We start from the raw sequence: 14,149 nt of genomic DNA, 5'->3' as shown, positions 1-14,149 counted from the left end.
CCACCGCCATGCCAGAACCCATGAGCCTGACCAGTCGCAGAGGACTGCTCTTCGGGACCGCCGCCGTCTCGGCCGGCGCCCTCCTCGTCGGCTGTACCAGCAACGACACCAAGGACGACAAGCCGGCCGCGAACGACCAGCCGGCCGCCGACGACAAGCCCGGCAAGCACGTCACCATCGGCTTCGCCGGACCGCAGGCCGACCACGGCTGGCTCAACGCCATCAACGACAACGCCAGGAGCAGGGCCAAGAAGTACTCGGACGTGTCCCTGGAGATCACCGAAGGCTCCAACGACACGGCCGCCCAGATCGGCCAGATCGAGACGCTGATCAACAAGAAGGTCGACGTCCTGGTCGTGCTGCCGGCCGACGGCAAGGCCCTCACTCAGGTCGGCCTCAAGGCCATGCGCGCGGGCATCCCCGTCATCAACCTCGACCGGATCTTCAACTCGCCCCAGGCGTACCGCTGCTGGATCGGCGGCGACAACTACGGCATGGGCCTCAGCGCGGGTCACTACATCGGAGAGAAGCTCAAGGGCAAGGCGGGCGCCCGGGTCATCGAACTCGCCGGGCTCGACAACCTGGAACTCACCAAGCAGCGCACCGAGGGCTTCGACGCGGCTCTGAAGAACTACCCGAACATCAAGAAGGTCGCCCGCCAGGCGGCCGAGTTCACCGTCGAGTCGGGCCAGGCCAAGATGTCCCAACTCCTCCAGGCACAGCCCAAGTTCGACGCCCTGTGGAATCACGACGACGACCAGGGCGTGGGGGCGCTGCGGGCGATCGAGCAGGCCGGCCGCGACGACTTCCTGATGGTCGGCGGGGCCGGGGCGCTCTCCGCCTTCCAGGCCATCGAGGCCGGCGACAGCGTCCTGAAGGCCACCGTCCTGTACCCGCCGACCATGGCCGCGTCCGCCATCGACCTCGCCCGCACCCTCGGGCAGGGCAAGGGCATCGGAGGGCTCGCCGAGTTCGAGATCCCCGCGTCGCTCACGCTCTTCTCGGCCGTCGTCGACAAGGACAACGTCAAGCAGTACATGGCCACCGGCTTCAAGTGATGCGCCCTGCCGACACGGGGGCCCTGTCCGGGAGACAGGGCCCCACCCCCACCGCGCCACGACGACGAGGAGGACACCCGCATGGGACAGCCGCACCAGGGCGACGAGGCCGCCAAGCCGCCATTGGGCGTGGGCATGGTCGGCTACGCGTTCATGGGCGCCGCCCACTCACAGGGCTGGCGCACCGTGGGCCGCGTCTTCGACCTGCCGCGCCGCCCGGTCCTCGCCGCCGTCTGCGGCCGGGACGGACAGGCCGTGCGGGCGATGGCGGACCGGCACGGCTGGGGGGCCACCGAGACCGACTGGCGTGCGCTGATCGCCCGGGACGACGTCGACCTCGTCGACATCTGCACACCCGGTGACAGCCACGCCGAGATCGCCGTCGCCGCGCTGGCCGCGGGCAAGCACGTGCTGTGCGAGAAGCCACTGGCGAACACGGTCGACGAGGCCGAGGCCATGGCGGCGGCGGCCGCTTCGGCCCTCGGGCGCGGCCAGATGTCCATGGTGGGCTTCAACTACCGCCGGCTCCCCGCCACGGCGCTCGCCCGCTCCATGGTCGCCGAGGGCCGCCTCGGAGCCCTGCGGCACGTCCGGGTGACGTACCTTCAGGACTGGCTGGTGGACCCGGAGTTCCCGCTCACCTGGAGACTCCGCAAGGAGACGGCCGGTTCCGGCGCCCTCGGCGACCTCGGGGCCCACATCGTCGACCTCGCGCAGTATCTGGCGGGGGAGCCGCTCGGCGGGGTGTCCGCCCTCACCGAGACCTTCGTACGCCGACGTCCCCTGCCCCTGCGGGCGTCCAGTGGGCTGTCGGCTGTGCCGCAGACGGGCGCGTCGGCGGCCGGCACGGGTTCCGTTCCGTCTTCCGGCTCCGGCGAGGGCTCCGGTCCTGGCTCGGGTCCGGGGTCCGGCTCGGGGTCCGGCTCGGGATCGGGTTCCGATCCCGTACCGGGCTCGCGCTCGGGCGCCGTCACCGTCGACGACGCAGCCCTCTTCACCGCCCGGTTCGCCTCCGGAGCGCTCGCCTCCTTCGAGGCCTCCCGCTTCGCCACCGGACGCAAGAACTCCCTGCGCATCGAACTCAACGGAGAGCGCGGCTCGTTGGCCTTCGACCTGGAGCGCCTCAACGAACTCGCCTACCACGACCACACCGAACCCGCGAGCCACGCGGGCTTCCGCCGCATCCTCGTCACCGAGCCCGACCACCCCTACCTCGACGCCTGGTGGCCGCCGGGGCACGGCCTCGGCTACGAGCACACCTTCGTGCACCAGGCCCGCGACCTCGTCCGGGCGATCGCGGCCGGGCGCCCGCCCACGCCGTCCTTCGCCGACGGCCTGCAGGTGCAGCGCGTCCTCGCGGCGGTCGAGGAGAGTGCCGAGAAGAACTCCCTTTACACACCTGTAGCGGTCTGAGGAGGCCCGGAATGCCGCGCAACTTCACTCTCTTCACCGGCCAGTGGGCTGATCTGCCCCTCGAAGAGGTCTGCCGCCTGGCCCGTGACTTCGGCTATGACGGACTCGAACTCGCCTGCTGGGGCGACCACTTCGAGGTCGACAAAGCGCTCGACGATCCGTCGTACGTCGAGTCCCGGCGCGCGCTTCTCGACAAGTACGGCCTCAAGTGCTGGGCCATCTCCAACCATCTGGTCGGCCAGGCCGTCTGCGACGCCATCATCGACGAACGCCACCGGGCCATCCTGCCCGCCCGTATCTGGGGCCACGGCGAGGCCGAGGGCGTGCGCAAGCGGGCCGCCGCCGGGATCGCCGACACCGCTCGCGCGGCGGCGGCCTTCGGCGTCGACACCGTCATCGGGTTCACCGGCTCGGCGATCTGGCACCTCGTCGCGATGTTCCCGCCCGCCCCCGAATCCATGATCGAGCGCGGCTACGAGGACTTCGCCGCCCGCTGGAACCCGATCCTGGACGTCTTCGACGCCGAGGGCGTCCGGTTCGCGCACGAGGTCCACCCGAGCGAGATCGCCTACGACTACTGGACGACACACAAGGCCCTGGAGGCGATCGACCACAGGCCCGCCTTCGGCCTCAACTTCGATCCGTCGCACTTCGTCTGGCAGGACCTCGACCCGGTCGGTTTCCTCTACGACTTCCGCGACCGGATCTACCACGTCGACTGCAAGGAGGCCCGCAAGCGCCTCGACGGCCGCAACGGCCGGCTCGGCTCCCACCTGCCCTGGGGCGACCCGCGGCGCGGCTGGGACTTCGTCTCCGCGGGCCACGGCGACGTCCCCTGGGAGGACGTCTTCCGCATGCTGCGCTCCATCGACTACACGGGGCCCGTCTCGGTCGAGTGGGAGGACGCGGGCATGGACCGGCTCCAGGGAGCGCCCGAGGCCCTGACCCGCCTCAAGGCGTACGACTTCGAGCCGGCGTCGGCATCGTTCGACGCGGCGTTCGGCGGCAACGACAGCCCCTAGCCGCCCCACCGCCCGACAGCAGCAGGCACAGCACGGCACGGCCCGGCCCACGAGGGTGCCCTCCCCGCCGACTAGCGGGGAGGGCACCCTCGTGTGCCGGGCCGTTCGTTCGCCACACGCTCGCGGTGTCAGCCCGAGGTCACGCCATCTCCTCGCCGAGCGGGTGCGGATTGGGAACGATGGTCCGGGCCTGCGGCCTGTCCGGTGCCTTGAGGAACAGGGCCAGCACGGCGGACGCCAGACCGATGGACCCGGCGAGCACGAACGCGCCCTGGTAGTCCCACGCGCCGACGACGACCGCGCCCATGCCGGAGCCCACGAGGCCCGAGATCAGCTTCGAGCTGTAGACCATCCCGTAGTTGGAGGCGTTGTTGTTCTCACCGAAGTAGTCGGCCGTCATGGCCGCGAACAGCGGGAAGATCGCGCCGCCGCCGAAGCCCGAGACCATGGAGCAGAACAGGAAGAACGGCATGCTCCCCATCTGGCCGGAGACCAGGACGCCGAACTGCGCCGTGCCCAGCACCAGACACACGATGATCAGGGTGTGGCGCCGTCCGAACCGGTCGGAGATCCAGCCGATGACACCGCGCCCGGTGCCGTTGACGATGGCCTTCAGGGACATCGCCGTGGCCACGATCCCGCCCGCGAAGCCCATGTCCTTGCCGAACGGGACCTGGAAGGCGATGCCGAAGATGTTGATCCCGGCCGTGCACAGCAGACAGAACCACATCATCCACAGAACGGGGGTACGCGAGGCCTCCTTGGGGGTGTACTGCTTCACCGCCGGAGGGTTCTTCTCCAGCGCCCGCCGGACCTTCGGGTCGTCCGACACCTTCAGCGGATCCACGTTCGCCGGCCACCAGCCCTTCGGCGGGTCCTTGAAGAACCAGCCGGACACCGCGACCACCGCACAGCAGAGCAGACCGACACCCACCAGGACGCCCCGGTAGTTGCTCAGATCCATGTACGAGGTGAACAGGAACACGAAGGGCACGGACCCGTAGGCGAAGCCGCCGTTGACGAAGCCCGTCTTGCCGCCCTTGCGCTCCGGATACCACTTGCCGACCATGTTCACGCTGGTCGCGTACACGAGACCGGCGCCGATGCCGCTGCACATGCCGAAGCCGAGATAGGCGACCGCCACGTTCGGCGCGAACGCCAGGGACACATAGCCGAGCAGGGTGCCCAGCGCGCCCAGCAGCATCGCCGTACGGGCCGGGAGCCTGCCGCTCTCGCGCAGTTGCCCGGCCGGGAAGGCCACGGCCGCCTGGAAGAACACCCAGACGCCCATCAGCCAGAAGATGTGTCCGCTGCTCCACAGATGAGCCTCGTGGAGCGTGTCCTCCGCCGACGTGAACGCGTACTCGGCGGAACTGATGCCCATCATGCCCGCCCAGGGCAGGAAGACCATCCATGCGCGTTTGCGGCCCATGATGTCGACATCGGACTCGCCGATGCGATACACGCGGCCGTTGTGATCCGTCACCTCTTGATAGGGGACGGGAGTCGAGTAGTCGGTGGTTGTCATGTCGCTCTAGCACCCCTTGCGTCGAAAGATCTGGTCAGCGCCCCCTGCCAAATGCCTTTCGTGCGCCCGCGGGTCCCGGGGGCGGCCGACGCGCACCGTCGGCCGCCCCCGCACACACTCATGTCATGGACGGCCCCCCAACATCCCGCCCGTCTCCCGCCACCGTCCTGCCGGACAGGGCTTCGGCCCGCAGCCTTTCCGCCGCGCGCGCCCAGCGGTACTTCGCGCCGAGTACCGCCACCGGCATCTCGGTCGTGTACGGGTAGGCCACGACCCCCCGCTCGTACAGGTACCGGCAGGCCTCCTCGACCTCGACGTCGCCCGCGAGCGACGCCACCACGGGCTTCTCGATGCCGCGTTCGCGGAACTCGGCCACCACGCGCGCGGTGAGTTCGGCGAAGACCATGGGAGGGGTCACGACGGTGTGCCAGTAGCCGAGGACGAGCGCGTGGACGCGCGGGTCCTGAAGGCCGAGCCGGATCGTCGCCTCGTACGTCGACGGCGGCTCGCCACCCGTGATGTCCACCGGGTTGCCCGCGGCCCCGAAGGGCGGGATGAACTTCCGGAAGGACGCGTCGAGGTCCGGCGGGATCTCCATCAGGGACAGCCCGTTGTCGGTCACCGCGTCGGACAGCAGCACGCCGCTGCCGCCCGCGCCCGTGATGATCACGACGTTGTCGCCCCGGGGAGTGGGAAGCACCGGCAGGGCGCGCGCGTACTCCAGCATGTCGTTCAGCCCGGGAGCCCTGACGGCACCGGCCTGCCGCAGGATGTCGTCGTAGACGGCGTCGTCGCCCGCCAGCGCGCCGGTGTGCGAGCCCGCGGCCCGCGCGCCGGCGGCCGTACGCCCGGCCTTCAGTACGACGACCGGCTTCCTCGGGACCGTGGCGCGGGCCGCCTCCACGAAGGCGCGGCCGTCCTTGAGGTCCTCCAGGTGCATCGCGACGCACGTCGTGTGCGGGTCCTCGCCGAACCAGGTGAGCAGGTCGTCCTCGTCCAGGTCCGCCTTGTTCCCGAGCCCGACGATCGCCGAGACACCCGTCTTCGTGGTGCGCGCGAACCCCAGGACGGCCATGCCGATGCCACCGGACTGCGAGGTGAGCGCGACACCGCCCTTCACGTCGTACGGTGTGCAGAACGTGGCGCACACGTCCTGCCAGGTCGAGTAGTAGCCGTAGATGTTCGGGCCCAGCAGCCGGACGCCGTACCGCTCGCCGATGGCCACGATCTCGTCCTGGAGTCCGTGTTCGCCGGTCTCCGCGAACCCTGAGGGGATCAGGACCGCGTTGGGGATGTTCTTGCGCCCGACCTCCTTCAGGACCCGGGCCACCGCGGGGGCGGGGACGGCGAAGACCGCGACGTCCACCTCTCCGGGGATGTCCGCGACACTCGCGTAGGCCTTGCGGCCCTGGATGTCGTCGGCCCGTGGGTTCACCGGATGGATCTCGCCCGCGAAGCCCCCGTCGATGAGGTTGCGCAGCACCGCGTGGCCGATCTTGCCCGGAACGTCGGAGGCGCCGATCACGGCGATCGACGAGGGCCGCATCAGCCGGTCCATCGACGTGAGGATCTCCGCCCGGGTGTACCGGCGCCGTTCGGCTTGCGCGCTCGGGCCGAGGATCACCCGGATGTCGGCCGCGACCGCGCCCCGCTGGGTGGCGATCACCGGGTTGAGGTCCACCTCGGCGATCTCGGGGAAGTCCGTGACGAGTTCGGAGACCCGCCGGATCTGCTCGGCGATCGCCGGCCGGTCCACCGGCGGCGCGCCCCGTACCCCGCGCAGGATCTCCGCCGCGCGGATCGAGTCCAGCATCGACAGCGCCTCGTCGGCGGTCACCGGCGCGAGCCGGAAGGTGACGTCCTTGAGGACCTCGACGAGCACACCGCCCAGTCCGAAGGCGACGACCTTGCCGAAGGTGGGGTCGGTGACCGCGCCGACGATGACCTCCTGCCCGCGGGGGAGCAGCTCCTGGATCTGCACGCCGTCGATCCGGGCGCGGACGTCGTACGCCCGCGCGTTCTCGACGATCGTTCGGAAGGCGGCCCGTACGTCCGCCGCCCCCTCGACACCGACCAGCACACCGCCGGCATCGGTCTTGTGCAGGATGTCGGGGGAGACGATCTTCATCACCACGGGGCCGCCGAAGCGCTCCGCGTGGGCCACCGCCTCGTCCTGGTCGTGCGCGATCTCCTCGCCGGGCACGGCGATCCCGTAGGCGTCGGCGAGCAGCTTGCCCTCGGGCGCCGTCAGCGCGGTCCGACCCTCGCCCCGTACGCCGTCGAGGAGCGCCCGCACCCTCGCCACCCGGTCCTGGTCCGTCACCTCAGATCACCCCGCCCGACCTGAGCAGCCGCAATTCCTCGTCGCCGAGGCCGAGTTCGCCGATGTAGATCTCCTCGTTGTGCTCACCCAGCAGCGGAGAGGCGGTGATGTCGACGGGGGAGTCGGAGAGTTTGAGCGGACTGCCGACGGTGACATAGGAGCCGCGTTCGGGGTGCTGGACCTCGACGACCATGTCGTTGGCGGCGAGCGAGGCGTCCTCGATGATCTCCTTGGTGGACAGGATCGGTCCGCACGGGATGTTCTGGGCGTTGAGTTTCTCCAGCACCCGCCATTTGGGCAAGGTGCTGGTCCATTCCTCGATGAGCTGGAACATCTTGGCGAGCTTGGGCAGCCGGGCCTGCGGGGTGGCCCACTCGGGGTCGTCGGCGAGCTCGGGGCGCCCGATCAGCCCGGTGAGCGGTTTCCAGCCGGTGGGCTGGACGATGACGTAGACGTAGTCGTTGGGGCCGCCGGGCGCGCACTTGACGGCCCAGCCGGGCTGGCCGCCGCCGGAGGCGTTGCCGGAGCGGGGCACCTCGTCGCCGAAGTCCTCGTTGGGGTACTCGGCGAGCGGCCCGTGCGCGAGGCGCTGCTGGTCGCGCAGTTTGACCCGGCAGAGGTTGAGGACGGCGTGCTGCATGGCGACGTTGACGCGCTGGCCGCGTCCGGTGCGGGTGCGCTGGAGGAGGGCGGCCAGGATGGCGGCGACGGCGTGGATGCCGGTGCCGGAGTCGCCGATCTGCGCGCCGGTGGCCATCGGCGGCCCGTCCTCGAAACCGGTGGTGGCCATGGAGCCGCCCATGGCCTGCGCGACCACCTCGTACGCCTTGAAGTTGGTGTACGGACCGTCCCCGAAGCCCTTGATGGAGGCGTAGACGATCCGCGGGTTGATCTCGCGGATGCGGTCCCAGGTGAAACCCATGCGGTCGATCGCGCCGGGGCCGAAGTTCTCCACCATGACGTCCGAGCGGCGGATCAGCTCGGTCAGGAGCTGCTTGCCGCGCTCCGTCTTGGTGTTGAGGGTGATGCTGCGCTTGTTGCTGTTGAGCATGGTGAAGTAGAGGGAGTCGGCGTCCGGGATGTCCCGCAGCTGCGCGCGGGTGATGTCACCGGACGGTGCCTCGAGTTTGACCACGTCGGCGCCGAGCCATGCCATCAACTGGGTCGCCGAGGGACCGGACTGAACGTGCGTCATGTCCAGGACGCGGATGCCTTCGAGAGCCTTGGTCGTCACAGGTCACCTCACTTGTCCGTTGCCTTGAGCCGCCCCGATGCCGCCGGCGGTGGGCCAGGTTCGGCACATTGCATACAGTCGACGAATACTGTATGAAGATTGTTATCCCGCATCCGATGGGTGATGTCCAGGGGTCGTGCACCACTTTCAGGACAGGAGCCGAATCATGGACCTGTACGAGCATCAGGCGCGGCAGCTCTTCGAGGAGTTCGGCATCCCGGTCCCGCGCGCGGAAGTCACGGACTCACCCCGCGAGGCGCGCGGGATCGCCCGCAGGCTCGGCGGTCGCGTCGTCGTCAAGGCGCAGGTCAGGACCGGCGGACGCGGCAAGGCGGGCGGTGTCAGGCTCGCCGAGGACCCCGCCGCTGCCGAGCGGACGGCACGTCAGATCCTCGGCACGGACATCAACGGGCACCCGGTCCGCACGGTGATGCTGGCCCAACCCGCGGACATCGAGAGCGAGTTCTACGTCTCGTACGTCCTCGACCGCGCCGCCGGACAATTCCTCGCGATCGCCTCGGCCGAGGGCGGCACGGAGATCGAAGAAGTGGCCGCGACCAGGCCGGAGTCGGTGGCGCGCGTCCCCGTGGACCCGGTCGAGGGCGTCACCTCGGCGAAGGCGAACGAGATCGTACGGGCTGCCGGGCTGCCGCCGCGGACCGCCGACATCCTGATGCGGCTCTGGCAGGTCCTCACCCGCGAGGACGCCCTCCTCGTCGAGGTGAACCCGCTCGTCCGTACCGTCCAGGGACACCTCCTGGCCCTCGACGGCAAGGTGACGCTCGACGACAACGCCCGTTTCCGTCAGACGCGTTGGGGCGAGCAGGACGAACGGCACGACGACCCGCTGGAGGCGGCGGCCGCGGCCAAGGGCCTCAACTACGTGAAGCTGGACGGCGAGGTCGGCGTCATCGGCAACGGCGCGGGCCTCGTCATGTCGACCCTCGACGTGGTCGCCGGCTGCGGCGCCCGCCCCGCCAACTTCCTCGACATCGGCGGCGGGGCCTCCGCGCGGGTCATGTCCGACGGCCTGTCCGTCGTCCTCTCCGACCCGGACGTCAAGTCCGTCCTCGTCAATGTCTTCGGCGGCATCACCGCCTGCGACGCGGTCGCCGACGGCATCGTGCGGGCCCTGGACGCCGTACGGCCGACCAAGCCGCTGGTGGTCCGGCTCGACGGCAACAACGCCGTACGGGGCCGGGCCGTCCTCGACGACCGCGCTCACCCCCTGGTGCGGCAGGCCACCACGATGGACGACGCCGCCCGCCTCGCCGCCCGACTCGCCGACGCCGGCTGAAGGAGCAGGACATGGCCATATTTCTCACCAAGGAGTCCAAGGTCCTCGTCCAGGGCATGACCGGCGGCGAGGGCATGAGGCACACCCGGCGCATGCTCACGGCCGGCACGAACATCGTCGGCGGGGTCAACCCGCGCAAGGCCGGCCGGACCGTCGACTTCGACGTCCCCCAGAGCCCCGAGGGCCTGGGAAGCGCCCCCAGGGCCGTCCCTGTCTTCGGTTCGGTGCGAGACGGGATCGAGGCGACCGGCGCCGACGTGAGCGTCGTCTTCGTCCCGCCCGCCTTCGCCCGGGCGGCCGTGATGGAGGCCGCCGACGCCGGGATCGGTCTCGCCGTCGTCATCACCGAGGGCATCCCCGTCCACGACACCGTCGCCTTCCGCGCCCATGCCGCGGCCCGGGGCACCCGCGTCATCGGCCCCAACTGCCCCGGCCTCATCTCCCCCGGACAGTCCAACGCCGGCATCATCCCCGCCGACATCACCCGGCAGGGACGCATCGGCCTGGTTTCCAAGTCCGGCACCCTCACCTACCAACTGATGCACGAACTACGGGACATCGGCTTCTCGACCTGCGTGGGCATCGGCGGAGACCCCGTCGTCGGCACCACCCACATCGACTGCCTGGCGGCCTTCCAGGACGACCCCGACACCGAGCTGATCGTTCTCATCGGGGAGATCGGCGGCGACGCCGAGGAGCGGGCGGCCGCCTACGTCCGCGACCACATCACCAAGCCCGTCGTCGGCTACATCGCCGGTTTCACCGCCCCCGAGGGCCGGACCATGGGCCACGCCGGCGCCATCGTCTCCGGCTCCTCGGGCACCGCCCGGGCCAAGAAGGCGGCCCTGGAGGCGGCCGGGGTGAGCGTGGGCGGCACCCCGACCGAGACCGCCCGACTGGTCCTGGCCCGGCTGGCCGAGCCGGATACCCGGAGTGACGTCACTCATAGTTAATGTGAGGTGACTGCCGGAAACCGTACGACCTCACTACGTTCCCCCTACGTACGCGACGACTGTTCGCGCGGGCCCGTACGACCTGCCGCTCGGCAGAAGCCGGGCCCCCCGCCCCCGACTGTGCACCGAGAGCGGAGACACCCATGACCACCCTCGACGCCAACCCGCTGGACCCCACCCCTCACCACCCCGCCCCCCGCGACCCCACCCCCCTTGTCCTCAAGGCGGGAACGTCCTGGACCGACGCCTGGCGGCGGTGCCTCGCCGTCGCCCCCGAGGCGTTCCGCGACGACCGGGTACTCAACCTCTGGAACTCCGGCTGGCAGGCGGACGGCCGGGCACTGCCCGCCACCAGCCCCGTCGACGGCAGCCCCATCGCGGGACCGCCACGGCTCGACGGCGCCACCGCCCGGCAGGCCGTCCGCGCCTCGCTGGACCAGCACCGGGCCTGGCGCCATGTGCCCCTCGCGGAACGCCGGGCCCGCGTGGCGGCGACCCTCGACGCGCTCACCGAACACCGCGAACTGCTCGCCCTCCTGCTGGTCTGGGAGATCGGCAAGCCCTGGCGGCTCGCGCAGGCCGACGTGGACCGCGCGATCGACGGCGTGCGCTGGTACGTCGACGGCATCGAGCCCATGGTGGAGGGCCGGGCCCCGCTGGACGGACCCGTCTCCAACATCGCCAGCTGGAACTACCCGATGAGCGTGCTCGTCCACGCGATGCTGGTGCAGGCGCTGGCGGGCAACGCGGTCATCGCCAAGACCCCGACCGACGGTGGCGTCGCCTGTCTCACCCTGGCCTGCGCGCTCGCCGTACGCGAAGGCATCCCCGTCACCCTCGTCAGCGGCAGTGGCGGCGAGCTGTCGGAGGCGCTCGTGCGCGCGCCCGAGATCGGCTGCGTCTCCTTCGTCGGCGGCCGGGACACCGGAGCCGCGGTGGCCACCGCCGTCGCCGACCTCGGCAAGCGGCATGTCCTCGAACAGGAGGGGCTCAACACCTGGGGCATCTGGAACCACACAGACTGGGACGCGCTGACGGCCGTCGTCCCGAAGCTCTTCGACTACGGCAAGCAGCGCTGCACGGCCTACCCGCGCTTCGTCGTCCAGCGCGCCCTGTTCGACGAGTTCCTCACCGCGTACCTCCCCGCCGTCCGCACCCTGCGGACCGGCCACCCGCTCGCCGTCGAGCACCCGGACGACCCGTACCCGGCCCTCGACTTCGGCCCGGTCATCAACGCGGCCAAGGCCAAGGAACTCCACGACCAGGTCGCCGAGGCCATCGACCGGGGCGCCGTCCCGCTGCACCGCGGCAGCCTGTCCGACGCCCGCTTCCTGCCCGGCCAGGACACGGCCGCGTACGTCCAGCCCGTCACGCTCCTCAACCCGCCCCCGTCCTCCCCGCTGCACCACGCGGAACCCTTCGGCCCGGTCGACACGATCGTCCTGGTCGACACCGAGGCCGAGCTGCTCGCCGCGATGAACGCGTCGAACGGCGCGCTGGTCGCCACGCTGTCCACGGACGACGAGGCGACGTACAGCCGACTCGCCCCGCAGATCCGCGCGTTCAAGGTCGGCCACGGAAAGCCCCGCTCCCGGGGCGACCGCGACGAACTCTTCGGCGGCTTCGGCGCGTCGTGGCGCGGAGCGTTCGTCGGCGGCGAACTCCTGGTGCGCGCGGTGACCCGGGGGCCGGAGGGGGAGCGGTTGCCGGGGAACTTCCCGGACTATCACCTGATGCCGTGAGCGCCGTGAGCGCCGTGAGCGCCGTGAGCGTTGCGAGTTTCGTGAGGTGAGCGCGGGCGGCGTCCTGGAAGGGCGCCGCCCGACCGGGTCCGTGACAGGGCGCCGCCTTACGGGGGTGGCCCGGTGCGCTGCGCACTACGCGGGTGGGGCGGCCGGCGTACCGGGCCGGCTACCCGATGCCCTGCCGGTCCGGGCGCAGGGCGAAGGCGCGGTCCGACGCCTCGGACACCGTGAGCTCCACGGCCTCGACGAGCAGGGCGCGGTGCCGGAGCAGCGGCTCGCGGCGGTCCGCGGGAGCGGTCACGGCCAGGTCGTCGAGCCCGGCGAGGATGCGCCGGGTGACCTGCGGACTGCCCACCGCGCACCCCCGGATCTCGGCGAATCCGAGATCGACCAGTTCGGTCCACCCGGGCACGGGCTGCACCAGCCGCACGTTCCCGCGCCGGTCGCGATGGAGCGCCGCGTCGAGGGGCCGCCCGGCGACGGCGGAGAGGAACTGCACGATGCGGTCGATCGCCTGCACGGCCGTGGTCGGGTCGTTCACGGCGGCCGACAGCGCCCGCAGCCCGATGTCGGACAGCTGGCGCAGCCCGAACCCGAAGTCCTGGTGGAAGGTGCGCTCGACACCGACGGACACGGTGTAGCTCAGGGACCGCCCCGAGGGAGCGGGACCTCCGTGCACGGCGAGCAGGGGCGTGCCCGGCACGACGAAGTCCCCGATCCGCGGGATCAGCCGCAGGACGACCCCCTGCTGCCGGGCCGCCTTCACCAGCCGGGCGATGTTCACGTCCCGCAGGACGCCGGCCCGCCCGTGATGGGCGACCCGGGCGGTCTCGGGACCGAGCGACTCCTCCTCACCGGACGAACGGGCCACGGGCATCCGCGCGACGACCTTGAACGCCTCCCGGGTGATCCGGTCGATGACATGGCTGATGCGCATGAGCCGCAGGGTCTGGTTCACGTACATCACGAAGAGCAGGAGGCTCAGCCCCAGCATCAGGAGCGTCAGAACCGACTGGACCAGGGGGACCGAGGTCACCAGCCGGGCCTCGGCCTGCCCCTCGTACGAGGTCAGCACGAGGAGTGACAGCAGGAACGTCGCGAGGAAGACGGCGAAGGTGGCCTTGGTGATCCGGCTGCGCACGAAGATCCGCACCACCCGCGGACTGAACTGCCCGCTCGCCATCTGCACGGCGACGAGCGAGATGCTGAAGACCACACCGATGAAGGTCATCATGGCCGAGCTGACCACGGTCACCACGGTCTTCGCGTCGTCGGCCAGACGCAGCAGATCATCGAGGGTGTCGTACTCGTGCGCGTTCTGCAGTGCCTCGACGATCGCGGTGTCGAGCTCGGACGCCACCGCCCACACCACGAAGACCAGCACCATGGCCGCGGTGGGCGCGAACCAGAACGTGTCCCGCAGATGCTCCCGCAACGGCGACAACGCCCTCGGCCGCCGCCCCTCCCGCAAACCACCGGTATCCATCCAGTCACCCATGGTGAGACTGTAGGTGCACCCCCACCTCGCGCCGCGGACCCGCTCCGAGGGCCCGGATATGCAGGTGAAGGGCACTCC

The 14,149-nt window shown here is 70.7% G+C and carries 10 protein-coding genes; 6 read left to right on the top strand and 4 right to left on the bottom strand.

Annotated features, from left to right (window positions below; all coding sequences use genetic code 11):
* Positions 1-8 precede the first annotated feature (8 nt).
* From OOK38_RS01510 to OOK38_RS01500, 3 genes are all read left to right on the top strand, one after another.
* Entirely contained in the window at positions 9-1,058 is a 1,050-nt protein-coding gene (locus tag OOK38_RS01510; protein WP_266763894.1) for a substrate-binding domain-containing protein, read from the top strand.
* Positions 1,059-1,139: 81 nt separating this feature from the next.
* Positions 1,140-2,471 carry a Gfo/Idh/MocA family protein gene (locus tag OOK38_RS01505; RefSeq protein ID WP_266848043.1) on the top strand — a complete coding sequence of 444 codons (1,332 nt, stop codon included), beginning with the start codon at positions 1,140-1,142 and terminating at the stop codon, positions 2,469-2,471.
* An 11-nt stretch (positions 2,472-2,482) separates the two neighbouring features.
* Entirely contained in the window at positions 2,483-3,493 is a 1,011-nt protein-coding gene (locus OOK38_RS01500) for a sugar phosphate isomerase/epimerase (protein ID WP_266763896.1), read from the top strand.
* Positions 3,494-3,632: 139 nt separating this feature from the next.
* On the opposite strand, the gene OOK38_RS01495 is transcribed toward OOK38_RS01500, so the two are convergent.
* The 3 genes from OOK38_RS01495 to frc all read right to left on the bottom strand — a co-directional run bounded on the left by OOK38_RS01495 (position 3,633) and on the right by frc (position 8,578).
* Positions 3,633-5,021 carry an OFA family MFS transporter gene (locus tag OOK38_RS01495; RefSeq protein ID WP_266848041.1) on the bottom strand — a complete coding sequence of 463 codons (1,389 nt, stop codon included), beginning with the start codon at positions 5,019-5,021 and terminating at the stop codon, positions 3,633-3,635.
* Positions 5,022-5,139: 118 nt separating this feature from the next.
* Positions 5,140-7,344: an acetate--CoA ligase family protein gene (locus OOK38_RS01490; RefSeq protein WP_266848039.1), complete on the bottom strand. Its 2,205-nt coding sequence runs from the start codon at positions 7,342-7,344 to the stop codon at positions 5,140-5,142.
* Between the two features lies 1 nt (position 7,345).
* Complete coding sequence (gene frc / locus OOK38_RS01485) at positions 7,346-8,578, bottom strand: formyl-CoA transferase (RefSeq protein ID WP_266763899.1); 1,233 nt, start codon at positions 8,576-8,578, stop codon at positions 7,346-7,348.
* Between the two features lie 166 nt (positions 8,579-8,744).
* Between frc and sucC the strand changes: the two genes are divergently transcribed.
* From sucC to OOK38_RS01470, 3 genes are all read left to right on the top strand, one after another.
* The gene (gene sucC / locus OOK38_RS01480; protein ID WP_266848037.1) at positions 8,745-9,875 is read left to right on the top strand and encodes an ADP-forming succinate--CoA ligase subunit beta; all 1,131 of its coding nucleotides are present in this window, start codon (positions 8,745-8,747) and stop codon (positions 9,873-9,875) included.
* A gap of 11 nt (positions 9,876-9,886) precedes the next feature.
* Complete coding sequence (sucD, locus tag OOK38_RS01475) at positions 9,887-10,828, top strand: succinate--CoA ligase subunit alpha (RefSeq protein ID WP_266763901.1); 942 nt, start codon at positions 9,887-9,889, stop codon at positions 10,826-10,828.
* A 143-nt stretch (positions 10,829-10,971) separates the two neighbouring features.
* Positions 10,972-12,570, top strand: coding sequence for an aldehyde dehydrogenase family protein (locus OOK38_RS01470; protein WP_266848035.1), 1,599 nt, complete (start codon positions 10,972-10,974; stop codon positions 12,568-12,570).
* Between the two features lie 169 nt (positions 12,571-12,739).
* Here the strand turns inward: OOK38_RS01470 and OOK38_RS01465 are convergent, their stop codons facing one another.
* The gene (locus tag OOK38_RS01465; protein ID WP_266848034.1) at positions 12,740-14,071 is read right to left on the bottom strand and encodes a DUF2254 domain-containing protein; all 1,332 of its coding nucleotides are present in this window, start codon (positions 14,069-14,071) and stop codon (positions 12,740-12,742) included.
* Between the last annotated feature and the right edge of the window lie 78 nt (positions 14,072-14,149).

Source organism: Streptomyces sp. NBC_00568 (assembly GCF_026341855.1).
Classification (GTDB): Bacteria; Actinomycetota; Actinomycetes; order Streptomycetales; family Streptomycetaceae; genus Streptomyces.
This window is presented reverse-complemented; position numbering and strand designations above follow the sequence as displayed.

Excerpts from the sequence above, each read along its gene's own strand:
- OOK38_RS01465 (WP_266848034.1), bottom strand. The coding sequence starts at position 14,071 with ATGGGTGACTGGATGGATACCGGTGGTTTGCGGGAGGGGCGGCGGCCG.
- sucD (WP_266763901.1), top strand. The coding sequence starts at position 9,887 with ATGGCCATATTTCTCACCAAGGAGTCCAAGGTCCTCGTCCAGGGCATG.
- OOK38_RS01505 (WP_266848043.1), top strand. The coding sequence starts at position 1,140 with ATGGGACAGCCGCACCAGGGCGACGAGGCCGCCAAGCCGCCATTGGGC.
- OOK38_RS01470 (WP_266848035.1), top strand. The coding sequence starts at position 10,972 with ATGACCACCCTCGACGCCAACCCGCTGGACCCCACCCCTCACCACCCC.
- OOK38_RS01510 (WP_266763894.1), top strand. The coding sequence starts at position 9 with ATGCCAGAACCCATGAGCCTGACCAGTCGCAGAGGACTGCTCTTCGGG.
- OOK38_RS01495 (WP_266848041.1), bottom strand. The coding sequence starts at position 5,021 with ATGACAACCACCGACTACTCGACTCCCGTCCCCTATCAAGAGGTGACG.
- OOK38_RS01500 (WP_266763896.1), top strand. The coding sequence starts at position 2,483 with ATGCCGCGCAACTTCACTCTCTTCACCGGCCAGTGGGCTGATCTGCCC.
- sucC (WP_266848037.1), top strand. The coding sequence starts at position 8,745 with ATGGACCTGTACGAGCATCAGGCGCGGCAGCTCTTCGAGGAGTTCGGC.